The following is a 24,907-nucleotide window of genomic DNA, read 5'->3' as shown; positions in this document are numbered from 1 at the left end:
TAATTCTTAAATGAATAAGCTCACACCTAAAATCTATCGTACAACCCATTGGTCTTCTTATAACAGAGCATTAATAAATCGAGGAAATATTTCTATTTGGTTTGATCCCAAAACTCAATGGTACGCTCAACCAAACGGCAAACATGGTCGAAATCAAACCTATTCTGATGTTGCTATCCAATGCTGTCTGATGATTAAATCTCTATTCCGTCTGTCTTTACGTATGGTCACAGGCTTTGTTCAAGGTCTGATTAAACTTTGTGGATTAGATTGGACAGCCCCGAATATCAGCGATATTCGTATTCCACTATTTGTAGAAGACAAAAGCATATTGATATTGCGATTAACTATCAAAAAAGCAGTAATGGTCTCCATCTACTTGTTGATTCTACTGGCTTAAAGTTTTTAGGTGAAGGCAAATGGAAACGTAAAAAACATCAGCCTGAATATCGTCGCCAATGGCGTAAATTACATATTAGTATCCATGCTGAAGCCCTTCAAATACGAGCTATTCAGCTCACAACCAACAATGTGAGTGATTCACAGGTGCTTGGTGATTTACTGAATCAGATTCCACAAGAAGAACAGATTGAATCCGTCTATACTGATGGGGCTTATGACACCAAGCAATGCCGTCAGGTCATTGCAGAGCGACAAGCGCATGCGGTGATTCTACCAAGAAAAAATACGAAACTTTGGAAAGATACAAAGACCAGCTCGCTAGAGCGAAATGAATCACTTCGAACAGTTAAACGTTTAGGGAGAACACTATGGAAAAAATGGTCAGGCTATCATCGCCGAAGTTTGGTCGAAACCAAAATGCATTGCATCAAATCTTACGAAACAGTGTTTCTCGGGCGATAAACTCAGTGCAAGAAATTTCCAAAGCCAAGTCGATGAGATGCATACACGTGTGGCAGTATTAAATAAATTTACGGCATTGAGTCGACCTCATACCCGAGTTGTCACTTAAATTTGGATAACTTGGGGGGGAGTTTAGCTTTTGAATGTTTGTGTAACAAAGTTAATTTGAATCATAATAATCATTGATATTAATTTTTGAGCCATTCAAGAATAATTTTATAGCCAATAATACAAATCATATGTGAAGGTTTTAAATCGATATTTTTAAGACTTCGAAAGTTTTTAATACGTATTTTTGAAATTTTCATCATTAAATATCTGATTAATTTTAATAGATATATTTATAAATCATAAAGCAAAAAAAGCCACCTAAAGGTGGCTTTCTAAGATCAAACTACAGCATCAAAGCGCTGCAATCTGCTCCATATTCGCTTTAATCTTCGCTAACTGGTCAGCAAATTCAGCAAGTTTCACTTTCTCGCCTTCAACCACAGCAGCAGGTGCTTTCGCGACAAAACCTTCATTGGCCAGTTTAGTGGCAATTTGGTCATGTTGCTTTTGAACCTTGTCGAAGTCTTTTTGTAGACGACCCAATTCCGCTTTCGGATCAATTAAACCCTTCATAGGAACGAATACAGACACATGACCGACTACAGAAGACGATGACAATGGCGGTTGCTCGCTATCCGCAAGGAAAGTAATGCTTTCAACTTTTGCCAACGCTTTAAACAACGGTTCAATACGAGCAATCTGTGCTTTTTCAGCTTCAGTGGTATTTTGTAGAAGTACAGGTAACAAACGCGCATTACCTAAGCCCATTTCACCACGAATATTACGCACAGCACCAATCAAACCTTGAAGCCATTGCATATCTGCTTCAGCTTGTTCATTGATTTTCGCTGCATCGGCAACAGGGTATTGCGCCAACATGATGCTTTCACCTTGAAGACCGATCATAGGTGCAAGCGTTTGCCAGATTTCTTCAGTCAAGAACGGCATGATTGGATGAGCAAGACGTAAAGAAGCTTCCATCACTGCAAGAAGAACACGACGAACTTCTGCTTTACGCTCAGTCGACACATTTTCATCATTCAGAACAGGCTTAGTCAGCTCTACATACCAGTCACAGTATTCATTCCAAATGAACTCATAAATCGCTTGCGCAGCCAAGTCCAAACGATAAGTCGCAAAGGCTTGCTGAACCGCTTGTTCCGCTTTTTGTAAACGGCTCACGATCCATTGTTCAGGCAGTTCCCAAAGGTCTTGACGAACGTCTTGACCAATGGTTTGACCTTCAACATTCATCAGAACGAAACGTGTTGCATTCCAAATCTTGTTGGCAAAGTTACGGTAACCTTCAACACGTTTCATGTCGAATTTGATGTCACGCCCCGTATTTGCAAGCGCACAGAACGTGAAACGAACCGCATCTGTACCATAAGCTTGAATACCTTCAGGGAATTCTTTACGAGTCGATTTCTCAATTTTCCCAGCTTGTTTCGGGTTCATCAAACCTGTAGTACGTTTTTGTACCAAAGTTTCAAGGTCAACACCGTCAATTAAGTCTAATGGGTCAAGCACGTTACCCTTAGACTTCGACATTTTTTGACCTTCGCCATCACGAACTAGACCATGCACATACACGGTTTTAAACGGAACTTGTGGCGTACCATCTTCATTTTTCATGAAGTGCAACGTAAACATAATCATACGTGCAACCCAGAAGAAAATGATGTCAAAACCAGTCACCAATACATCCGTCGGGTGGAAAGTATTTAAGAAATAGTTTTCTTTATCTTTCTCAGCATCGCCTGTCCAACCAAGTGTTGAGAATGTCCAAAGCGCAGAAGAGAACCATGTATCCAGTACATCTTCATCTTGGCTCAGTGCAAGATCAGCAGGCAGATTGTGTTTTGCACGAACTTCGGCTTCATCACGACCGACATAGATGTTGCCATCAACATCATACCAAGCAGGGATACGATGACCCCACCACAATTGACGAGAAATACACCAATCTTGAATGTTGTTCATCCACGCCATATACATATTGCTGTATTGCTCAGGCACAAATTTAATGTCACCGTCTTTAACCGCTTTAATCGCAGGCTCAGCAAGTGGTGCAATTTTCACATACCATTGGTCTGTGAGTAGAGGTTCAACAATCACGCCTGAACGGTCACCACGAGGTGGTTTCAATGTATAAGGTTGAATTTGATCTAACCAGCCTTCAGCTTCAGCTTGTTCAACCAATTTTTTACGTGCAGCAAAACGTTCTAAACCTACGTATTCCGCAGGCGCAGGAATAGTTTTAGAAATTTGTTCGCCCGCTTTTGCGATATATTCAAACTCAGCCAATACTTCAGCATTTTTGTTGAAAATGTTGATGATCGCGAGTTCACAACGTTTACCCACTTCATAGTCATTGAAGTCATGCGCAGGAGTGATTTTTACACAGCCTGTACCAAACTCTTTATCAACATATTCATCTTTAACAATGGCAACCGCACGACCTGTAATTGGGAGGATAATGTTTTTACCCACAAGGTGTGCATAACGCTCATCATCAGGTGCAACTGCAACTGCTGTATCGCCAAGTAATGTTTCAGGACGAGTGGTTGCCACCACGATGTAATCTTTACCATCGTGTGTGCGTAGTGACTTATCTTCAAAGAAATATTTGAAGTGCCACAATGAACCTTGTTCTTCTTTATCAGACTCAACTTCTAAGTCAGACAACGCAGTTTGTAGTTTTGGATCCCAGTTTACAAGGCGTTTACCACGGTAGATTAAGCCGTCTTCGTGCAGTTTTACGAAAACTTCTTTGACTGCATTAGATAAACCTTCATCCATAGTGAAGCGTTCACGTGACCAATCTACAGATGAACCCAAACGACGAATTTGACGCGTGATGTTACCACCAGATTGTTCTTTCCATTCCCAAACTTTTTCAATGAACTTTTCACGACCTAAGTCATGACGGCTAATATTTTGTGCGCCCAATTGACGTTCAACCACCATTTGCGTTGCAATACCCGCATGGTCTGTACCCGGTTGCCATAAGGTATTTTTACCAGACATACGGTTATAACGTGTCAAGGCATCCATGATGGCATTGTTAAAACCATGACCCATGTGCAAGTTGCCTGTGACGTTTGGTGGCGGAATCATGATACAGAATGAGTCGCCTTTACGAGAAGGTTGGAAATAACCATTCTCTTCCCAAGTCTTGTACCATTTTCTCTCGATCTCAGTCGGATCGTAGGTTGTAGCAATATTTTGCGCTGAATCAGTCATAGTAAAAACAGATCAAAAGTGAGTGAAAAATTAGATTCATTGTAGCAAATAAATTTCCTAAGTGGGGGATTCTCATCAAGTGTATAGAACGTGCTGGTTGGGGAGTAAGCTTCACTGAGCGAGTATCAAAGTTTGCGCAACAAAATTCTATCGATGAATACAGTCATCACAACAGTCATTCAAGTTGAAAAATGACATGAAAAGTTGGTCAGTATTACAATAAATATTTTTAAAAAATAGATAAATCAGTGACTTAATGTATTTTTAAAATGTAAAAACAATGAAGAAAAGCCAATGCATATCATGATAAGCTTTGCTAATATTTTGTCACCATTGATTGCCCCATAATATTAACAAAAAGGAAAATTCGTATGACTTATAAAATTAACTTAGCAATTGAAACTTCAACTTATCAAGCACTGCAAAATGTCACTGAACGTTTAAATCAGGGCGATAAAGAAAATTTATCTAAACAATTAGGCACGATTTTTACAGATATGTCTTGTCAGGTTTTAGATCAGGTTTTTGGGCGTTTGATCGAAGAAAAACGGGGCAAAAACTTAGATGCGAAAGCCCAAAAAAGTTTAAAAGAAGCCGAACAAATTTTTGAGCAAATTGAAAGTGCATTACGAAAATATATGCCATGGTCGATTTCATTTTTTGGAAATGATCGGCTAAAGCCTGTGGCAAATCATATTTTGCAGAAATTTGACCCCTCTAATTCTGAACAGATTTATATGTACTATATGTTAGACCGTCATTTAGGTGAGCAAGCGAGTCAAAATATTCAACAGGTTTTAGACGGGAATCTTCAAGCGCTCCCCGCTACTTTAAAAAATTTAATCAAAATTATTGATTTGGGCATTTCTGAGTTTATTCGAGATCCAAAAACCTTATTAAAATTTAATTTTGTGGTCGATAAAACTTTAAATGGTGTCATTAATATGATTACCAGTACAGGGTATAAACGCCTAGAAAAGGTAGGGGATGAATATAAAACAGGTGATGCTGAAAAAGCACAGCATTATGCAAAACATTTTAACAGCTTCTTGGTACGTGTATAGTTGAGTGGATGCTAACATTTTATAAATGACTTTGCTGGTCATATTTTTCATGGCATATTTAAAATCAAAGCTTTAGAGAGTAGTTTCATGGAAGGAAAAGTAGTTTGGATTACGGGTGCTTCATCAGGTTTAGGTAAAGCATTAGCTAAAGAATGTGCTTTACAAGGGGCACAAGTTGTGCTGAGCGCACGCCGTTTAGACGAGTTGGAAAATGTTCGTGTGAGTTTGCTCAATCCAGATCGTCATATTTCAGTTGCCATGGACATCACCAATGAATCACAAGTTAGACATGCTTATGAGCAAGTGCTCAAAGAAACGGGTCGAATTGATTGGTTGATTAATAATGCGGGTCTCAGTCAACGGGCATTGATTGCAGATACGACTATGCAAACTGAACGTGCTATTATGGAAATTGATTATTTTTCACAAGTCTTTTTAACGAAAACGGTATTACCGACCTTTTTAAAACAGAAATCAGGTCGAATTGCATATGTGTCGAGTATTGCGGGTTTACTTGGTACGCAATATCGTGCGTCATATTCGGCAGCAAAAGCCGCGATTCATATGTGGGCAAATAGTTTACGTGCTGAAGTTGCCAAAGACGGTGTGAATGTTTCGGTGATTTTTCCAGGTTTTGTCAAAACCAATGTATCTTTTAATGCATTGAATGGTGAAGGTAAGCCGCAAGGTCATCAGGATGAAGCCATTGAAAATGGTTTAGATGCAGATGAGTTTGCACAACAAACAGTAGAGGCTTTACAAAAAGGTGAGGAGTTTATTGTGGTTGGGGGACGCAAAGAAAAACTGGGTGTATTGGTATCGCGCATTTCACCGAAAATTTTATATAAAATGATTCGGAAAATGAAAGTGAAATAAATTTATTGATTGAAACAGGGTGGTAGAAATTTACACGAATATTGTTCTAAAAATAATGTGTGAATTTCTCTTTCACACTTGTCATCGCAACAAAAAATGATCCTAAAGTTTGATGGTCAGCAGTATCAAGTACTTGCATTATATAAACACGATTATGTTTATTCGATATAAGACGCAGTGGTTAGAGCTTTGTATTGTAAAGTTATTCTTATATGATAAAAATTGAATTAAGTGAAAAATGGTAATATGTTAAATAGTGAAATGACCTTAGCACAACTTAATCAATTTTTGGCCAGTAAAGCGCAGCAGATCCAAAAGGCATTTAAAAATCGTGATTATTTGAGTGCTAATCAACAACTTTTAGAGCTGATAGAAGTTGTTCCTTCACATCAAAATGTTTTGTGTGATTTAGCGATCACAGAAATGCGATTAGGAAATTATCAAATCGCATATGATTATTTGCAACAAGCGATACAATACCATCCTCATACTGTAGAAATTAATACTTACGATGCAATGAGTGAAGTATGTTATTTTTTAAATGACAGAAAGCAACAAAAATATTATGGACGTTTAGCAAATCAAGCAAAAAAAGATGCAGTGCAGCATGAAAAAAGATTAAGCCTTCCTCAGACTGCACCACCACAATTCAACCCACAAGAACCATCTGAAAATATTATTAGTTACTCTCTATATGGTGATTTACCACGTTATTGTGAAGGGGCAGTATTAAATACTCAATTTGCGAAGGACATTTTTCCTGAATGGACATGTCGTTTTTATATTGATGAAAGTGTACCGCTCAAAATTGTAGAACGATTAAAAGCATTAGGTGCACAAATTATTTATGTGAATGAAGAGCAAAAACAGCTTTCAGGTTTATATTGGCGCTTTTTTGTCATGCATGATCCACAAGTAAAACGTTTTTTAGTCCGTGATGCTGACTCATTTTTATCTTATAAAGAGCGTGCGGCGGTTCAAGCATGGATTGAGTCAGATTGTTATTTTCACTGTATGCATGATTCATATGATCATGTAGAGTTATTATTAGCAGGAATGTTTGCCGGTTGTTCAGGTATTTTCCCTGATATTGAGCAAGATATACGCCAATTTTTAGCTCGGGATCGACATCTGATTGAACGGGTAATGGATCAGCACTATCTACGATATTGTATTTGGCCTACAGCCGCACAAAGTATTTTGATTCATGATAGTCAAGAGTATGATGCTACAGCGTTAGATTTTCCATTACAAACAAATGAATATGATGAAAATTTTCATATTGGTCGTATTGAAGCTAGGTGGAAGGTACAAGTAGAACATTCATTTGAGCCAAATACATGGTTAATTTGGTCTTTAAAAGATGAAAATCAACACACAATTTGTGAATATGATGTTTATGTTGAAAGTAACGTATTTAATATTATGCTTCCTAAAATTTATACCGATCATTTGAATCGTGGTGAATGGTATATTGAAACTCAACCTAAGAAAATAAATAGTTACTGATGTAAGATAAATATACATAAGTCCATTGTTATTCAAACTTATGTGGCTTTATGTTCAAATAGGCATAACTTGAAAAGTTATTCATAGGGAAACTAGATGTCACAAACAAGCATGCAACAGATTATTATTACTGAGCCGGGCGGCGTAGAAAAACTTGCCTATGAAACAGTTACAGTGCCACCAGCACAAGTAGATGAGGTCTTGGTTAAAGTACATGCTTTTGGGATTAATCGCCCTGATATTTTGCAGCGTCAAGGTTTATACCCAATGCCAAAAGGTGTTACACCTGTGCCAGGTTTGGAAGTTGCAGGCGAGGTTGTGGCTGTAGGCAGCGATGTCACTAAGTTTAAAGTGGGTGACAAGGTCTGTGGTCTAACCAATGGTGGAGGCTATGCTGAATATTGTGTTGTACCTGAAAGTCAAACGATTCAAATTCCACAAGGTGTTAGTTTTGTACAAGCAGCAGCGATTCCTGAAACATTTTTTACCGTATGGGCAAATGTATTTCAAATGGGCAATGCCAAAGCAGGTGAAACAGTGCTTGTACATGGTGGTGCAAGTGGGATTGGTACAACTGCATTGATGTTATGTAAATCTTTGGGTCTAAAAAGTTTTGCTACAGTAGGTTCGGATGAAAAAGTCCAAGCCATTTCAGACTTAACAGATGCAATTAATTATAAAACGCAAGATTTTGAGCAAGTCATTAATGAAAAAAATGGCAACAGTGGGGTGGATATAATTTTAGATATGGTGGGTGCGCCATATTTAGAAAAAAATCTCAATTTGTTACGCCGTGATGGGCGTTTGGTCTATATTGCATTTTTAGGTGGAGCCAAAGCCAAAGATGTGAAATTAGGTCAAATTATGATGAAGCGTCTGACGATAACAGGTTCAACGATGCGTGCCCGCAATACCGCTGAAAAAGCTGAAATTGCCAAAGGATTGATGGAGCATGTCGCTCCACTTTGGGCGAAAGGTGAATGTCTACCGATGATTTATCGCACCTTTAAATTTGACCAAATTCAAGCTGCACATGCCTGTATGGACACAGGCGAGCATATTGGTAAAGTTGTGGTTGAAGTGCTTTAAAACTTAAAGCATTTCAACGTGAAAAGTGTCTAAATGTGTTCTGTGTAGGGGAATGTAATCTACACAGACTAGACCAACGCTATAACAATGCTGTGATGGGCGGATACTACAATTTTCAAATTTTAACTCTGATTTAATTTTAAAATTATGCGAAAATAGCCATTCAAATTTTTTGTATTTTTAGGACTCCCATGACAGATTCTTCTGCTGCACTCAGCGATATTGAAATTTTAGATATTTTACAGTCAATGAAATCTGACCAATTAAATATTGAAGCACAAAAAATCATTCGTGAAGGCGGAAAAGCAGGACGTCAAGAAGCACATAAACAGGCATTGGTAGCCCTTCATCAAAGTTTTGAAGATAAATTCGTTGAAGCAGTTACAATGGCTTTGCATTTAAATGATGCGCAAGCTAAAAAAATTCGTTATAAAAAAGACCGTATTCGTATTTTAAAAGCCAAAGGTATTGATTACTTAGCGATTGATGGTGCCGAAACAGCACAAGTATTAGGACAAGTTGCACAAGCAATTTTACGTGAAGATGCAACAGTCACTCATGATTTACATAATATTTTTCCCTTCTGGAAAGAAGGTTGGCCAATGGTGCAATTTGACAGCGCATTCAAAATTTTAGATGAAGATATTAATATTCACTATCAAGCGGTGTTAGATCGTTTAATTGAAAAACATTAAAAAAGACAAATGAAAAAAGCGCCATTAGATGGTGCTTTTTTTTAGACATTGGCGTTATGCGAAAAATCTCGTTATGCACTTGTCTCAGGCGGTTCGACTTCACTTCTTTCTAGTAAGCGTGTGACGAGTAATTGGTCAATTTTAAAATGATCGACATCGACAACTTCAAATTTATACCCATCAAAAATAACTGTATCGGCAGGGCGTGGGATTTTACGTAGTTTATACATCATAAAACCTGCGAGAGTTTCATAATTTTCTTCGTCAGGCATTTCATCAAGTGCGAGTGCATGTTTTAAATCTTCAATCGGGGTGCTGCCATCGATCAACCAAGAATTATTATCGCGCTTAATGATTTGTTGGTCTGCTTCAATCGGTGTTACCCAGTCTCCCATCACCGTGATCATAATGTCTGAAAGTGTGATGACACCGACAACAAGCGCATATTCATTAATCACCACAGCAAATTTTTCTTTGGTTGAACGAAAACGGTCAAGTAATTCAGATAAAGTTAATGTGTCGGGAATGGTTAAAACGTTACGAATAGTATTTTCATTCAGTTGTAATAAAGACTGATTATTTAAAATACGAACCAAAATATCTTTAGCATCGACATAGCCAATGACATCATCAATGTTGTTATTACACACCAAAAACTTAGAATAAGGATATTCGGCAAGTTTTTGACGAATACTTTCTTCTGATTCTTTTAATGTAAAAAATACAACATTTTCACGTGTGGTCATACTTGATGGAACATTACGTTCTTCAAGCTCGAATACATTTTCAATAAAATGGTGTTCCTGTTTTTGCAAGACACCTGCTTGTGCACCAGCATCCATCACAGCTGAGATATCATCAAAAGTGATATTGTCATCTCGAGTCGTATTGATCTTAAATAAACGAAATAATAAATTCGCAATCATGTTAATAAACCAAGCTAAGGGTTTACAAATCACGATAAAAATTTGAATCGATTCAATCACTGAGACGGCAATTTTTTCAGGTGCAATCATCGCCAAACGTTTCGGCATCAGATCTGCAAATAAAATAAATAATGACGTCACCAAAGTGAATGATAGTGAAAAACTGATGGTGTCAGCCCAAGGACCTGTATAAAAATGAGATACAAACTCAAGGAAGTAAGGTCGGAAAGCACCTTCACCTAAAATACCACCTAAGATGGCAACGGCATTTAAACCAATCTGAGATGCTGCAAAAAAATCTGCTGAATTTTCTTGTAAATCTAGAACCTTTTGTGCTCGTTCATCTCCAGCTTCAGCAAGAATTTTGAGTTTAACTTTACGTGCACCCGCAAGTGCAATCTCAGTTAAAGAGAGAAATCCTGCACCTGTAATGAGGAGTGCCATAATGACAATATTTTGAAATAGGCTCACGAATCCACCTGTGGATCTTGATTATTATGAATATTTTTAACACAAAAGCACCCAAGAGCATAAATTATTTATCCTCTTGGGTGCTTAGTATAAGCTGAAAATGAAGAATCGTAATAATTAGATCATTAATAATGTGAAAATTGTGAGTTATTCAACATAAATTCACGATTTTCTTCTTCGATCATTTGACGTGCAACATATAAAATAAGTTGGCGTAACCAACGATGTGCAGGATGATGGTGAAGTAAAGGACACCAAGCCATTTTTAACTCAAACTCTGGAATATAAAACGGTGGATCTTTGATTAATAAGTTTTGGCTTTTGGCTTGTAAACGTGCAATACGAGTCGGGAGAGTGGCAACTAAGTCAACATTAGATGCCAATAACGCAGGCATTTGATAATGACGGGTAAATACCGAAATTTTACGTTTTTGACCAATCCGCTCAAGTGCTTGATCAATCCAACCTAAGCCTGCTTGTTTCTCAGGATTCACGCCAAAGCCAACGCCCATACCTGTTTTAGATACCCAAATATGTTGTGCATCTAAATAACTTTTTAAGTTTAAATTATTGGCAGCAGGGTGTTTCCCATTTAAAAGACAAGAGAAGCTATCACGCCATACTAAAACTTGGTGAAAACTTTGTGGAATTTCATTAAAACGGTTAATGGCTAAATCAACTTTTCCTTGTTCCATATCACGATAGGACACATCACTCGGTGTTAAAAAGTCGAGTACCACATTCGGTGCTTCAGAACGTAAGGCTTTGACAAGGCGAGGCACTAAAGTTGCTTCAGCATAGTCAGAGGTCATGATACGAAAAACACGATTAGATGTATAAGGTCGGAACTCGGTACGGGGTTCCAAAATCATGGATAAATCTGAGAGCGCATCTCGAATACGAGGCTGTAATTCTAAAGCACGTTCTGTCGGAGTCATCCCTTCAGAAGAACGAATCAAAAGTGGATCATTAAACAAATTACGTAAACGACGTAAAATATTACTCATTGCCGGTTGAGTGACACCCAATTGCTCTGCTGCACGTGTAACATTTTTTTCACGTAACAACACATCAAGATAAATTAAGAGATTGAGATCAACCCGCTCAAGATTCATATAAAAAATACCGAAAATAAATTTTTAAAATCACGAGGATTATGCCATAAGCAAATAGTTTTGTGTTAAATCGAGATAAAAAAACTCAGCTTTGACTTTATTCTAGATTCTAGTGTGGTCAATCTACTTGAAGTGATCGCCTAATAAAGCAATCGCTCATTTCTAATGATTTTAATCTCTATAAAGTTAATTTACATTGAACCATAGTATTTTATTGCTCTATATATGGTGTGAAAAATATGTATTTTTTGCAGTCGAAATTATCGGCTGTGAATAAATAGGTATTTAAAAGACAATTTCAACAATTTTTTGCCGCCCCAAGACTTAAGTATAATGCGGTTTAAAATTTAAAAATGCATGAAAATTACACAAAATTAAAAAGTTGTTTAATTTTTAATTTTAATAAAAACAATGAATTAATATTTTGTAATATAATTATAATACGACTTTGATCTACATATTTTTTAAATAAATACTGAGAATTAACGCAAAATATTGGATTAATTTTAGAAGTCACTCTAAGCTAAGTCCATAACAACGAAGCGTACTAAATCTGAACAAATAGATAGTACTAGATTTAGCGATTCGATGGGATGAAATCCTAATATTAAGACAGGAAAAAATCATGACTACATACCAAACAGCGATTGATGCAATCCGCGAATTAAAAGCAAAATTCGGCAACACTTGGGCAGACATCAGTCCTGAAGATGCTGCACGTATGCAAATGCAAAACCGTTTCAAAACTGGTTTAGACATTGCGAAATACACAGCTGCGATTATGCGTCGTGATATGGCTGAGTATGATGCTGATTCTAGCAAATACACTCAATCATTAGGTTGCTGGCACGGTTTCATCGCACAACAAAAAATGATTGCGAACAAAAAATACTTCGGTACTACAAACAAACGTTATATCTATCTTTCAGGCTGGATGGTAGCTGCGCTTCGTTCAGAGTTTGGTCCACTTCCTGACCAATCTATGCATGAAAAAACTTCAGTTCCTGCATTGATCGAAGAAATCTATACTTTCCTTCGTCAAGCTGACGCAAAAGAATTAAACGATTTATTCCGTGCGCTTAAAAAAGCACAAGATGCTGGTGATACTGCAAAAGCTGCTGAAATCACTGCACAAATCGATAACTTTGAAACTCACGTTGTGCCAATTATTGCGGACATCGACGCTGGTTTCGGTAACGAAGAAGCAACTTACTTACTTGCTAAGAAAATGATTGAAGCTGGTGCTTGTGCGCTTCAAATTGAAAACCAAGTATCTGATGCAAAACAATGTGGTCACCAAGCTGGTAAAGTAACTGTTCCACACGAAGACTTCATCGCTAAAATCCACGCATTACGTTATGCATTCTTAGAAATGGGTCTTGACGACGGTATCATCGTTGCACGTACTGACTCTGAAGGCGCTGACTTGACTCAAAAAATCCCAGTGGTTAAAGAGCCAGGTGACATTGCTTCTCAATACATCAGCTACTTAGACACTGTTGAAATTGATATTGCTGATGCTCAAGAAGATGAAATCTTGATCAAACGTAATGGTAAATTACACCGTCCTAAGCGTTTAGCTTCTGGTTTATATCAATTCCGTGAAGGTACTCAAATTGACCGTGTTGTACTTGACTGTGTAACTAGCTTACAAAACGGTGCTGACCTTCTTTGGATCGAAACTGCAACGCCTAACGTTGAAGAAATCGCTCATATGGTGAACCGTGTTAAAGAAACAGTTCCAAATGCGAAACTTGTTTATAACAACTCGCCTTCATTCAACTGGACTTTAAACTTCCGTCAACAAGCTTACGACCGTTGGGTTGCTGAAGGTAAAGACGTTTCTGCTTACGACCGTGCTAAATTAATGAGCGCTGAGTACGATAACACTGAATTAGCTGCTGATGCTGATGAAAAAGTACGTACATTCCAAGCGGATGCTTCTCGTGAAGCGGGTGTGTTCCATCACTTGATCACACTTCCGACTTACCACACAGCTGCTCTTTCTACGCATGAGCTTGCTCAAGGTTACTTCGGTTCTGAAGGTATGTTGGCTTATGTTGCTGGCGTACAACGTAAAGAAATCCGTGGCGGTATCGCTTGTGTTAAACACCAAGCAATGGCTGGTTCGGACATCGGTGATGATCACAAAGAAATCTTCTCTGGTGACAATGCTCTTAAAGCGCATGACGATGCTAAAAACACAATGAACCAATTCGCTGCTCACTAAGTCGCGAACTGATTCGAAAAAACCCAGCGAAAGCTGGGTTTTTTATTGTGATCTCATCATTGTAAATAAGTTGTAATGAATTAGACCAAGATGAATTAATTTAATTCTTTTGCTAATTTATAATGTTCAGCGATAGGACCTTCAATTTTTGTACCTGTTTCACGATTGCGCGCCTCAAGAAAATTTTCTCCTACAAAGAATTTTCGTTCATCTGCATTTTTATCTAAAGTAATGATTGAGCCTGTTGAATCAAAAGTAAATTTGCCTTTAGATTCAAATTTTTTCTCGTCACCTTTGCTGCCTTTGTATTCTTCTTCTAATTCATAGGTTTTATCTGCATTTAATGTTAATTCCGTTTCTATGCCTTCACAGTCAGCACAAGGGAGTAAACCTTTATATTTTCCTGCCCAGTCCAAACTATTTTCTGCTTGATGAGCAGAGTCCGCTGCAGTTGTTGTTTGAGTCTGGGTTGTAGTAGCTTGTGTTTTATTTTCGACTTGGTCTGTATTTTTTTCAGTAGATTTGGAACAAGCTGTCAAAACAAGACCTGATAATATTAAAATAAGTACTGTTTTTTTCATACTATTTACTCACTATAAAGATATTCCAAAATTTAAAAGTTTTCTTTTTGGGAAAATAGACAATAAATGTAAGCACTTTGGTGATTTTGTATAAGTATGATTGGTAAGTAGAACTAAAATAAGTCAGATTTAAAATGATTTATTACAAAAAAGAGATGATGGATTTTTATAGATTAATTCTCAATATACGCAAAATTTACATCTAGAATATGTTGGATTAAATCAAAACTTTAAGATAAAAATCATTTGGAAAAATATAATGTACAAATGTGATTTAATTGTTTGAAAAATAATCAAATTTAAGTTTTATATTATGATGATATTGTTACAATCCGCGAAATTTTTATCTTTATAAGTGCGGAATTGTCATGTTCGAAAAATTGGCAGAACAAAGTCTTGGGGCAATGGGGTGGGAAATTGATAATCATTGGGATTTAACCATTGATCAATGTGTCATGATTGCAGCGCCACATACCAGTAATTGGGATGCTTTATATGCACGTTTAGCACTGAAAGCTTTAGGCGTGAATGTACGTATTACCATTAAAGATAGCTATATGAAATTTCCATTTGGACCATTTGTCCGGGCAATGGGAGGAATTGGTATCGATCGTCGACCTAAAAAAGAGGGGGAAGCACGCCCAAGTATGGTTGAGCTTATGACGGATTTATTTAAAACGCATCCTAAATTAGTGATGTTGGTGACACCTGAAGGGACACGTTCAAAACAAGAAAAATGGAAAACAGGTTTTTATCATGTTGCTGTCAATGCAGGTGTGCCGATTGCATTGGCTTACATGGACTATGACAAGAAAAAAACAGGTATTGGAAAGATTGTTTATCCATCAGGAGATTATGAAAAAGATATGGCAGAAATCATGGCATTTTATGCACAAATCAATCCAAAATTCCCTGAATTATTTAGTGTTGATACACGTTATTATACTGATAAATAAATAGTCAAGTAAAAATAAAAGACAGGGTTTATTCTGTCTTTTTTCTCATTATTCTATAAATAATTTTTGATCTGCTGTTAGGTGTGTTTACGTCGGTAATAGCATGTGCTGTAAACGAAGTTGTAATTTTTGTTTGATGACTTTGGTGGTTTTTTAGAACGCCACAGCACAGAGATTTAAATGAGGAATAACCACAGCTTTTTATGAAATTGGTCTTTTATTCCTTTTCAAGATTTTCATTTATTTGTGTAGATATTTTTTCACTTTGCACGCCACCTAAAGCCTCACAAGAAGATTTATATACATCATATTGTTGTTGTACAACATGATCTAATGGAATTTGAAATAAAACATCACCTGATTTATAGCTATCAATATATGACATGGCTTTTTCACGGCTTACTGCAAGAGAACGCTCATGGTAAGAGGTGATGGGACTATGTGCCAGTTCTGCGCTTTCGATATTTTTACATTCAAATTGACTGAGTAATTTTTCTGCTGATTTTATTTCGCTAGATGTGCCGATAGCACAACCTGTTAAGATGACAGCTAAACTTAACAAAAATGAGGATTTCATCACATTAGTAGTATAAAAATGAGGATTGAAATTATATGCGTAATATTTTGAATTAAATAGCTAAATTTGATTAAAAATTGACATATTGATCATCTTTTGTCTTAGGGTTTATTTAAAATTGTAAGTAAATATTTATAACAGTGTAGAAGTGCTTAAAAATAGACCAGACATAAATAATAAACTAAGCACAATTCGTTTAAATTGTTGTTCAGAAATTTTATAAAACAATTGTGCACCTAAAATTGCAGGGATGCTGACGGTAATCATCAAAACAATAATATAAGAAAGATGACTGCTATTGAGCGTGCCATGCCAAAGATAAACCAATAAGGTGAATAATTGAATGGCAAAATTAAAGTGTCGCAGGATATAACGTTGTTGCTCTTTAGAGAGTTGTTTGAGCATGACCCACGCGGAAGGTAGTGCGCCACAGAAACCGCCTAAGCCGCCCAAAATCCCGCCGAGAAATCCGACGATACGGTCAGCAGTTTTGCCCATTTTTTTGAGTCGTGGTAAGGCGGGTGCAAAATAGATGATTGGGCACCAAAAAATGAGAAATACACCTAACACAATTTTAAAAATATCTTGGTGAATATAATGTAAAAGTGCTGTACCAAGCGGAACGCCAATTAAACCAGCAAAGATATACGGCTTTACCAAAGAAAAGGGTAATGTGTGTTTTTGTTCTTTGCCAAGTGAAATGCAATGACTCCAAAGAGATGCAAAGACTAATAATGGTGCAGCAACTTGTGCGGGAAGCACCCAGATCCAACATGACATAGCGATCAAGGCGAAAGCAAAACCTGTTAAACCTTGTACAAAACCAGCAAGCATGGCACCGATACAAAAAATGACCCAAATCATGTGTTATGCCAAGCAATGAAGACATAAAATCGTAGAGATAGAAATTTAGACATGCAACTTCATCGATTTAAATAGACTTTTATTTTAAATGATTTTGATCATTGAACGTATTTTTCATCAAATAACAGGTGATCTATTTGTACTTTATGAAAAATTGAATCTTGATATAAAACTGAACTTATTCTTCACATAAGTTACATAGTTCTAACAGGTCTATTTCAATAAATTATGCTACAAAGAAAGCATATTTTATTGGAATTTGATCTATGTCACAGTTTGTTTTTTCTCATTTAAATCAAACAATTTTACATTATGCAAAATCTGCGTTATTGGTTGGTACTTTATTGGGAACGACTCAATTTGCAGTTGCAGGAGAGGCAGTAGATCAACTGAGTGAGTGTTTAGTGAAATCAACGACTGCCGCCGATAAAACGACCGTTTTGCAATGGACATTTACTGCATTGGCACAGCATCCCGATTTAAAAGCTTTTGCGCATGTCACAGATGAACAAAAAACGGCTTTAGATAAAAACTTAGCACAAACCTTACAACGCATTTTAACGGAGCAATGTTCTACGCAAGCACAAGCGGTGATTAAGGCCGAAGGTTTGCAAGCTGTGGGGGAGAGTTTTCAAGAGCTGGGGAGTATTACAGGTGAGGAAATTTTAAAAACCCCTGAAATTAAACAGCAGTTAAATGGTGTGTTGAAATATATCGATTTAAATAAATTGGTGATGACATTTTTAACCCCTGATATTTGGAATAAATTGGGTGTGGTGAGAGATAAATGATGAAAAAATTACTCATAGCAAGTTCATTACTCATGCTTGGCATGCAAGCAAGCTATGCTGATTCTAAAATCAGTCAGCAATACACAGCGTGTATGAATAAAGCAAGCAGTACCATTGGTATGGTGCAGTGTACTTCGGCTGAAATTGCTCGTCAGGATGCGCGTTTAAACAAAGCCTATAACGCTTTAATGTCAAAGCAGAGTAAAACCCGTAAGCAAGAGTTACAAACAGCGCAGCGTTTATGGATCAAGTATCGTGATGCAAATTGTAAATTTTATGTAGACCCGAATGGTGGCTCGATTGCTCAAGTAAAAAGTGCCAATTGTGTGATGAATGAAACGGCAAATAGAGCGACTGAGTTGGAGAATTTGGCTGCGCTTTGATCTGAAATAAGCGTAAAAGACCTGAATTTCTCAGGTCTTTTTATAGAAAAATCAATTGTGAAAGTGCTTGTGTATTTAGTTGCGAATAATACTGTTTGTAATGGGGCGAGCATACATCTTAAATCAGATCAGGATAAAACTTTTCATATTCAGGATTCGGTTCAGGAGTAACTTTTAAATTGCCTTTATAGCCTGTAATAAAACTATAAATTTCCTTTCTCGGTTGCTCATGCCAAGATAAATTAAAGGCACAGAAGGTGTCTTTACGTTTAAAAAATTGCATATGGCTATAGGGTAAATGGTTATGGATCCAATAAGCGATTTGTTTCCAATTGGAAGTATCTTTTTCAATGAGATCAATCAATGAGGGAATAACGATACACGCTGTTGCGCCATAGCCTTTTGGGTTAGGGTAATCCCAAATATGGCTCGCATAGTTACTTTCGTTACTACCACAGTTATGTTTATTGTCATTGCCGAGTTGATTTACAGTACTTGAGCGATAGGCAGAACGAATTTCAAGTCGCCCAAATTTTCTTGGAGTGGTTCTAGCAGTTGTTGGCAGAGTTCTGAGCCTGTACGAATAGCAATATCAGGATGGTCGGGGAAGTTTTGTATACCATACCAATTGGCGATTTCACTATAAAGAAAGTCGCGCATAAAGAAGGATTTTGAGAGGCGTACACGCCCAAGCTCTTCGAGTTTGTCGATGGAGGATACTTTTTTGATGGTCATCTTATTTAATAAACAGTTCTTTGTGCTAGATTACATCATAAATTTAGGGGGAAGAAATGAGTTATTTTTCTATAGATGAATCCATTGAAAATATTAAAAATCCATATACTAAAGAATTATTTAAAGAAGTTCATTCCTCTTACACAATGGGAAACTATCGATCAGCTACAGTAATGTTGTGGTCAGTTGTTGTAACGGATCTTGTAAGTAAATTAAATGATTTGGATAGTATTTATAATGATCCAAAAGCCTTACAAATACTTAATGATATTCGCCAAGAGCAGACTAGAGATCCTAAATCTTCAAAATGGGAATCTGAGATTATTGACAAGTTTCATAAACAATTAAATTTTTTTGAAACTTATGAAGTCGCTGATTTAGAATATTTGCAACAAATGAGACATGTATCAGCACACCCAGTGATAACCTCTGCCGATTTATTACATGTGCCTGCTAAAGAAAAAGTTTATAGCCTAATTAGAAGTGCTTTAGAGAGTGTTCTAACCAAAGAAGCTCTTTTTTCATCAAAGATTCTTGAAGTTATTTTTACAGATTTGAACACTGTAAAAGATACATTAGTGACTTTTGAAGATCGTGAGCGTTATTTTACTCATAAGTTTTTAAATAAAATTCCCAATAATGTATTAATTAAATTTATAAAAACATTATGGAAATATATTTTTAAAATTAACAATACGGATGTTAAAGCTAATAGGGAAATTAATCTCGATATACTGCAAGTTATTATTAAAAATAAAAAAGAATCATTCTTGGTCTTTTTACAAAATGAAAAAACATTCATTTCAGACTTGAAGCTTGAAAATGAATTAAAAGAAGCATTACTAGATTTTCTGGTATTAAATCGATTTGTTATTGATTTTTTTGAAAGTGAAAGTATACAAACTATTCATGCAATTATAGATGATGGAAACTCTGACAAAAAATATCAAATCATAAAGTATCAAAGGATAATTGATTATATTAATTATTTGCTCACAACTGATCCAAGATATTTTGTTATAACTAATTTAGAAATTATTGAAAAACAATCTATTGAACATAATTGTATAGAAGAATTTAATGATTTATGTGTTTATGGATATTGTCAGTCTGGCTCATTTAATGAAGCTGATAGAACATTTGATAAACTAATCAGACCTAATTTAGAAAATTTTAATATTGTTCAATTGAAAAGCCTTATTGAAAGAGCAAATTCTAATGATCAATGTTGGGCTCGTTGGGGGAAAAGCTCTGATCATTTATTAGTTAAAACAGCAATAACTAATTTAGATCCGAACTTTGACTTTAGTCCTTATACTAATTTTGAAATAAAAAACCCGCTTTAAAGCGGGTTTTTTATTTCAAAATTAATCAGTCTTAACCAATCAATTTCTTCATTAATTCATTTACTTGCGCAGGATTCGCTTTGCCTTTTGCAGCTTTCATCACTTGACCAACAAGACCGTTAAAGGCTTTATCTTTACCAGACTTATACTCTTCAACCATCTTCTCGTTTGCAGCAAGTACGTCTTTAATGATTGCTTCAATTGCACCTGTATCAGTTTCCTGTTTCAAGCCTTTTTCAGCAATAATCTCGTCCGCAGTTTTGCCTTCTTCCCACATAAAGCCGAACACTTGTTTCGCAATCTTACCGTTAATGGTGTTGTCCACAATACGTGCAATCATGCCACCCAATTTTTCTGCAGAAACAGGAGAGTCAGCAAGTTCTAAGCTCGCTTTGTTTAAAGCGCCTGAGAATTCACCCATGACCCAGTTTGCAGCAATTTTACCTTGTGTAGCACCGCCCGCAGCTTTCACCACGTCTTCATAAAACTCTGACATTTCACGAGTCAGTGTAAGCACGTGAGCATCGTACTCAGTCACGCCAAAGTCAGCCACAAAACGCGCACGACGTGCAGCAGGAAGCTCAGGCATCGTCGCTTTAATCGCTTCGATTTGTTCGTCTGCAATGATCACAGGCAACAAGTCAGGGTCAGGGAAGTAGCGGTAATCGTTCGCTTCTTCTTTAGAACGCATTGAACGCGTTTCCATCTTCACAGGGTCGAACAAACGTGTTTCTTGGTCGATCGTGCCGTCCCATTCCAAGATTTCCATTTGACGTTCAATTTCAACATTGATCGCTTGTTCAATGAAACGGAATGAGTTCAAGTTTTTCAACTCACAACGTGTACCAAACGGTTGACCCGGACGACGTAAAGACACGTTACAGTCGGCACGGAACGAACCTTCTGCCATGTTACCGTCAGAAATGCCTAACCAACGCACAAGCGTGTGAATCGCTTTAATATACGCCACAGCTTCTTCAACTGAACGCATATCAGGTTCAGAAACGATTTCAAGAAGTGGTGTACCTGCACGGTTTAAGTCGATGCCTGACATACCTTCGAATTGGTCATGGATCGATTTACCTGCATCTTCCTCAAGGTGTGCACGTGTCACGCCGATGCGTTTGACTGTGCCATCTTCAAGTTGGATATCGATATGACCTAATCCCACAATGGGGTTATCCATTTGGCTGATTTGGTAGCCTTTAGGCGAGTCAGGGTAGAAGTAGTTTTTACGTGCAAATACTGACGCTTGGTCGATGTAGGCATCGATCCCCAAACCAAAGCGAATCGCTAAATCCACCACTTCTTTGTTCAATACAGGCAGTACGCCCGGCATTGCCAAATCAACAAGGCTCGCTTGTGTATTTGGGTCTTGACCAAATTCAGTTGAAGAACCTGAGAAGATTTTAGATTTAGTCGCAAGTTGAGTGTGAATCTCAATACCTATAACGACTTCCCAACCATCAATCAAATTTGACTTAGGTTTTGCATTGTTCTTCGCCATTATGCATTCTCCTCAGCAATTGTCGCACGTTTGGTATGCCAATCCGTTGCTTGTTGATACTGATGTACAACAGACAACAATTGAGATTCTGACCAGTAGTTTCCGATCAACTGTAAACCGACAGGAAGGTTATTTGCATCAAAACCAACAGGGGCATTGATTGCAGGTAAGCCTGCTAAGTTCACTGCGATGGTATAAATGTCACCTAAGTACATTTCTACAGGGTCTAAAGAGGCACCAATTTTATAAGCAGTGGTTGGTGCAGAAGGTGCAGCAATCACATCGACAGATTCAAAGGCTTTTAAGAAGTCTTGTTGGATGAGACGACGTACTTTTTGTGCTTTGACATAGTAAGCATCGTAATAACCCGCAGATAGCGCATATGTTCCGATCAAGATACGGCGTTGGACTTCTGCTCCAAAACCTTCAGAACGTGAACATTTATATAAGTCTAAAATATCTTTTGGATTTTCAGCACGATAACCGTAACGTACACCATCATAGCGCTGTAAGTTTGAAGATGCTTCGGCAGGCGCAATCAGATAATAAGTCGGTACATAAGCGTCAGTCATGTTGAGGTCGATTTCAACCAACGTTGCGCCCATCTCTTCTAATTTTTTCAAAGATTCTTCAACACGTGCTTTAACGTCAGCATCCAGACCTTGTACATTGAAGTATTGTTTTGGAATACCAATACGTAAACCTTTGACTGTCGTTGCATTTAAGTCAGCAACATAATCATCAACGTCTTTGTTGACTGATGTTGAGTCTTTTTGGTCATGACCTGCCATGACATTCATCAAATAGGCACAGTCTTCTGCCGAACGTGCCATTGGCCCACCTTGGTCAAGTGATGATGCATAAGCAATCATCCCGAAACGGGAAACACGACCATAGGTTGGTTTTAAGCCTGTTAAACCACAGAATGATGCAGGTTGACGAATTGAACCACCCGTATCAGTCCCTGTTGCAAAAGGAGCAAGGTCTGCTGCAACTGCTGCGGCAGAACCACCAGATGATCCTCCCGGTACGCAGTCTAAGTTCCACGGGTTCTTAGTTGCACCATAGTATGAGCTTTCAGAGGTTGAACCCATAGCGAATTCATCCATATTGACTTTACCTAAAGTCACTAAGCCAGCTGCTTTGGCTTTGCTGACTACAGTTGCGTCGTATGGAGAAATGAAGTTGTCTAAAATTTTTGAACCCGCAGTGGTTTTGATGCCTTGGGTACAGAAAATATCTTTATGCGCAAGCGGAACACCTGTTAGTGCACTTGCCATTCCTGATTTTAATAAACCATCAGCAGCATCAGCTTGGGCAAGTGCATGTTCAGGGGTAACCGTTACATAAGATTTCACGTGTTGGTCAATCTTTGCAATACGGTCTAAATAATGTTGTGTTAATTCACGAGATGAAAACTGAGCGCTTTTTAAGCCTTCAGCCATTTCACGAACAGATAAGCGATGTAAATCAGTCATGGGAACAATTCTTTACGATTAATTTGGGAAATAGATTTAACTGTTTAAATTTTATTCAATCACACGTGGTACGAGATACAAACCGTCCTGTACAGCAGGAGCAACGGCTTGATATTCTTCACGATGATTGCTTTCAGTTACAACGTCTTCACGCAAAGGTTGTGGATTGTCAAATGGACTCTTAAGTGGCTCAACACCTTCGGTATCAATGCCTTTCAGAGTTTCCATCATCCCTAAAATTTTATTTAAACTTTGAGCATATTCAGTAGATTGCGCATCATCTAGCGACAATCGAGCGAGGTTAGCAATCTGCGATACAGTTTGCGCATTTAAGTCTGCAGAATGCTGAGCATCTGAAGTTGACATGATGTCTCACCTAATCAGTTTTAAAAAAAGTTAAAATATCGTGCGTTATAATAAGCGATTGACTTGTCCAAAGCATCACATTTAGTTAAAGTTGCCATCTTGCGTCCATACTAAAGTTTAACTGAGAACGACCCGTGATTCTAAAACGACTAATTGGCTTGTTTTCGCCAGATCTTGCCATTGATTTAGGTACTGCTAATACACTGATTTATGCACCAGGACGGGGCATTATATTAAATGAACCGACGGTTGTGGCAATTCGCCACAGCGGTTCACAAAAAATTGTAGCAGCTGTAGGCTTAGATGCTAAGCAGATGCTAGGCCGTACCCCTGCAAACATTTCTGCTATTCGTCCAATGAAAGATGGTGTAATTGCAGATTTTGAAGTCACTGAAACCATGTTAAATCAATTTATTGGCAAAGTGCACGAAAAACGTTTATTTCCACCTGCGCCACGTGTAGTTGTATGTGTTCCATGCAAATCTACACTAGTTGAGCGCCGTGCGATTCGTGAGGCTGTATTTAATGCTGGTGCGCGTGATGTGCGCTTAATCGAAGAACCAATGGCAGCAGCAATTGGTGCAGGTATGCCTGTTGAACAAGCATGTGGTTCAATGGTCGTTGATGTGGGTGGTGGTACCACTGAAATAGCCATTATTTCGCTACAGGGTTGTGTGTACGCAGATTCTTTACGTATTGGCGGCGATGTATTTGACGAACAAATTATTAACTATGTCCGTAAAGCACATGGTTGTGTGATTGGTGAAACCACAGCTGAAATCATTAAGAAAGAAGTGGGCATGGCGATTCCTGAAGAAAAACCTTTAGAAATTGAAGTGCGTGGTCGTAACTTGGCAGAAGGTGTGCCACGTGCCATTACTGTCACTTCAGATGAGATCTGCCAAGCGATTGCTGATCCATTACAAAGTATCGTTTCTGCTGTCAAATCAGCACTTGAACAAACACCGCCTGAATTATCTTCAGATATTGCAGAACGTGGAATTGTGTTGACTGGTGGTGGTGCTTTATTACGTAATTTAGATAAATTACTGGCTAAAGAAACAGGTTTACCTGTAGTCGTTGCCGAAGATCCTTTAACATGTGTCACCCGTGGTGGTGGAAAAGTCTTAGAATTCTTTGATAATCCGAACCATGATATGCTTTTTGTAGGCTAATCTTCTGTAGAC

At 37.6% G+C, this 24,907-nt stretch carries 22 protein-coding genes and 1 pseudogene; 12 read left to right on the top strand and 11 right to left on the bottom strand.

Annotated features, from left to right (window positions below):
• Positions 1-10: 10 nt before the first annotated feature.
• Positions 11-973, top strand: a pseudogene (locus tag HX129_RS05470) (IS5 family transposase).
• A gap of 293 nt (positions 974-1,266) precedes the next feature.
• On the opposite strand, the gene HX129_RS05465 reads toward HX129_RS05470, so the two are convergent.
• On the bottom strand, positions 1,267-4,161 hold the full coding sequence (locus tag HX129_RS05465; protein WP_286433998.1) for a valine--tRNA ligase: 2,895 nt from the start codon (positions 4,159-4,161) through the stop codon (positions 1,267-1,269).
• Between the two features lie 371 nt (positions 4,162-4,532).
• On the opposite strand from HX129_RS05465, the gene HX129_RS05460 reads away from it, so the two are divergent.
• The 5 genes from HX129_RS05460 to HX129_RS05440 all read left to right on the top strand — a co-directional run bounded on the left by HX129_RS05460 (position 4,533) and on the right by HX129_RS05440 (position 9,394).
• Positions 4,533-5,225, top strand: coding sequence for a hypothetical protein (locus tag HX129_RS05460; protein WP_180045291.1), 693 nt, complete (start codon positions 4,533-4,535; stop codon positions 5,223-5,225).
• A gap of 87 nt (positions 5,226-5,312) precedes the next feature.
• Positions 5,313-6,101 carry an SDR family NAD(P)-dependent oxidoreductase gene (locus HX129_RS05455; RefSeq protein WP_174492244.1) on the top strand — a complete coding sequence of 263 codons (789 nt, stop codon included), beginning with the start codon at positions 5,313-5,315 and terminating at the stop codon, positions 6,099-6,101.
• A gap of 246 nt (positions 6,102-6,347) precedes the next feature.
• Positions 6,348-7,610 (top strand): tetratricopeptide repeat protein, encoded by a 1,263-nt coding sequence (locus HX129_RS05450; RefSeq protein ID WP_286433997.1) that lies wholly within the window; start codon positions 6,348-6,350, stop codon positions 7,608-7,610.
• 96 nt (positions 7,611-7,706) lie between these two features.
• On the top strand, positions 7,707-8,699 hold the full coding sequence (locus HX129_RS05445) for an NAD(P)H-quinone oxidoreductase (RefSeq protein ID WP_286433996.1): 993 nt from the start codon (positions 7,707-7,709) through the stop codon (positions 8,697-8,699).
• Between the two features lie 191 nt (positions 8,700-8,890).
• On the top strand, positions 8,891-9,394 hold the full coding sequence (locus HX129_RS05440) for a hypothetical protein (protein WP_130074687.1): 504 nt from the start codon (positions 8,891-8,893) through the stop codon (positions 9,392-9,394).
• A gap of 71 nt (positions 9,395-9,465) precedes the next feature.
• On the opposite strand, the gene paeA is transcribed toward HX129_RS05440, so the two are convergent.
• The gene (paeA, locus tag HX129_RS05435) at positions 9,466-10,791 is read right to left on the bottom strand and encodes a polyamine export protein PaeA (RefSeq protein ID WP_286433994.1); all 1,326 of its coding nucleotides are present in this window, start codon (positions 10,789-10,791) and stop codon (positions 9,466-9,468) included.
• A gap of 125 nt (positions 10,792-10,916) precedes the next feature.
• Positions 10,917-11,906 (bottom strand): LysR family transcriptional regulator, encoded by a 990-nt coding sequence (locus tag HX129_RS05430; RefSeq protein WP_111860377.1) that lies wholly within the window; start codon positions 11,904-11,906, stop codon positions 10,917-10,919.
• Positions 11,907-12,531: 625 nt separating this feature from the next.
• On the opposite strand from HX129_RS05430, the gene HX129_RS05425 reads away from it, so the two are divergent.
• Positions 12,532-14,136 carry an isocitrate lyase gene (locus HX129_RS05425; protein WP_130074689.1) on the top strand — a complete coding sequence of 535 codons (1,605 nt, stop codon included), beginning with the start codon at positions 12,532-12,534 and terminating at the stop codon, positions 14,134-14,136.
• A 95-nt stretch (positions 14,137-14,231) separates the two neighbouring features.
• Here the strand turns inward: HX129_RS05425 and HX129_RS05420 are convergent, their stop codons facing one another.
• Positions 14,232-14,717, bottom strand: coding sequence for a copper resistance protein NlpE (locus tag HX129_RS05420; protein WP_286433991.1), 486 nt, complete (start codon positions 14,715-14,717; stop codon positions 14,232-14,234).
• A 368-nt stretch (positions 14,718-15,085) separates the two neighbouring features.
• Between HX129_RS05420 and HX129_RS05415 the strand changes: the two genes are divergently transcribed.
• On the top strand, positions 15,086-15,673 hold the full coding sequence (locus HX129_RS05415) for a 1-acyl-sn-glycerol-3-phosphate acyltransferase (protein ID WP_180045286.1): 588 nt from the start codon (positions 15,086-15,088) through the stop codon (positions 15,671-15,673).
• 217 nt (positions 15,674-15,890) lie between these two features.
• Here the strand turns inward: HX129_RS05415 and HX129_RS05410 are convergent, their stop codons facing one another.
• The gene (locus HX129_RS05410; protein WP_130074692.1) at positions 15,891-16,250 is read right to left on the bottom strand and encodes a hypothetical protein; all 360 of its coding nucleotides are present in this window, start codon (positions 16,248-16,250) and stop codon (positions 15,891-15,893) included.
• 132 nt (positions 16,251-16,382) lie between these two features.
• A complete protein-coding gene (locus HX129_RS05405) occupies positions 16,383-17,114 on the bottom strand; it encodes a sulfite exporter TauE/SafE family protein (RefSeq protein ID WP_174492251.1) in 732 nt (243 codons plus the stop codon).
• A 266-nt stretch (positions 17,115-17,380) separates the two neighbouring features.
• On the opposite strand from HX129_RS05405, the gene HX129_RS05400 reads away from it, so the two are divergent.
• Positions 17,381-17,905, top strand: coding sequence for a hypothetical protein (locus HX129_RS05400; protein WP_286433989.1), 525 nt, complete (start codon positions 17,381-17,383; stop codon positions 17,903-17,905).
• Entirely contained in the window at positions 17,902-18,288 is a 387-nt protein-coding gene (locus HX129_RS05395) for a lysozyme inhibitor LprI family protein (RefSeq protein ID WP_286436040.1), read from the top strand. The genes HX129_RS05400 and HX129_RS05395 overlap by 4 nt, the downstream gene beginning before the upstream one ends.
• 118 nt (positions 18,289-18,406) lie before the next feature.
• Here the strand turns inward: HX129_RS05395 and HX129_RS05390 are convergent, their stop codons facing one another.
• Entirely contained in the window at positions 18,407-18,652 is a 246-nt protein-coding gene (locus HX129_RS05390) for a hypothetical protein (protein WP_286433986.1), read from the bottom strand.
• Between the two features lie 122 nt (positions 18,653-18,774).
• Positions 18,775-18,948 carry a hypothetical protein gene (locus tag HX129_RS05385; protein WP_286433985.1) on the bottom strand — a complete coding sequence of 58 codons (174 nt, stop codon included), beginning with the start codon at positions 18,946-18,948 and terminating at the stop codon, positions 18,775-18,777.
• Positions 18,949-19,079: 131 nt separating this feature from the next.
• On the opposite strand from HX129_RS05385, the gene HX129_RS05380 reads away from it, so the two are divergent.
• Positions 19,080-20,369 (top strand): hypothetical protein, encoded by a 1,290-nt coding sequence (locus HX129_RS05380; protein ID WP_286433984.1) that lies wholly within the window; start codon positions 19,080-19,082, stop codon positions 20,367-20,369.
• Between the two features lie 31 nt (positions 20,370-20,400).
• On the opposite strand, the gene gatB is transcribed toward HX129_RS05380, so the two are convergent.
• Genes gatB through gatC form a run of 3 tightly spaced genes read right to left on the bottom strand, consistent with a single transcriptional unit; the run spans position 20,401 to position 23,720 of the window.
• Positions 20,401-21,876: an Asp-tRNA(Asn)/Glu-tRNA(Gln) amidotransferase subunit GatB gene (gatB, locus tag HX129_RS05375; protein WP_286433983.1), complete on the bottom strand. Its 1,476-nt coding sequence runs from the start codon at positions 21,874-21,876 to the stop codon at positions 20,401-20,403.
• The gene (gatA, locus tag HX129_RS05370) at positions 21,876-23,354 is read right to left on the bottom strand and encodes an Asp-tRNA(Asn)/Glu-tRNA(Gln) amidotransferase subunit GatA (protein WP_286433981.1); all 1,479 of its coding nucleotides are present in this window, start codon (positions 23,352-23,354) and stop codon (positions 21,876-21,878) included. The genes gatB and gatA overlap by 1 nt, the downstream gene beginning before the upstream one ends.
• Positions 23,355-23,405: 51 nt before the next feature.
• Positions 23,406-23,720: an Asp-tRNA(Asn)/Glu-tRNA(Gln) amidotransferase subunit GatC gene (gene gatC, locus HX129_RS05365; protein ID WP_130074700.1), complete on the bottom strand. Its 315-nt coding sequence runs from the start codon at positions 23,718-23,720 to the stop codon at positions 23,406-23,408.
• A gap of 134 nt (positions 23,721-23,854) precedes the next feature.
• Here gatC and HX129_RS05360 point away from each other — a divergent pair, with 134 nt between their 5' ends.
• Entirely contained in the window at positions 23,855-24,895 is a 1,041-nt protein-coding gene (locus HX129_RS05360) for a rod shape-determining protein (protein ID WP_130074701.1), read from the top strand.
• Positions 24,896-24,907: the final 12 nt, after the last annotated feature.

The organism is Acinetobacter sp. 251-1 (genome assembly GCF_030329305.1).
In the GTDB taxonomy this organism is placed as follows: Bacteria; Pseudomonadota; Gammaproteobacteria; order Pseudomonadales; family Moraxellaceae; genus Acinetobacter; species Acinetobacter piscicola_A.
The sequence above is the reverse complement of the archived record's forward strand: the minus strand, read 5'-3'. Positions and strand labels throughout refer to the sequence as shown.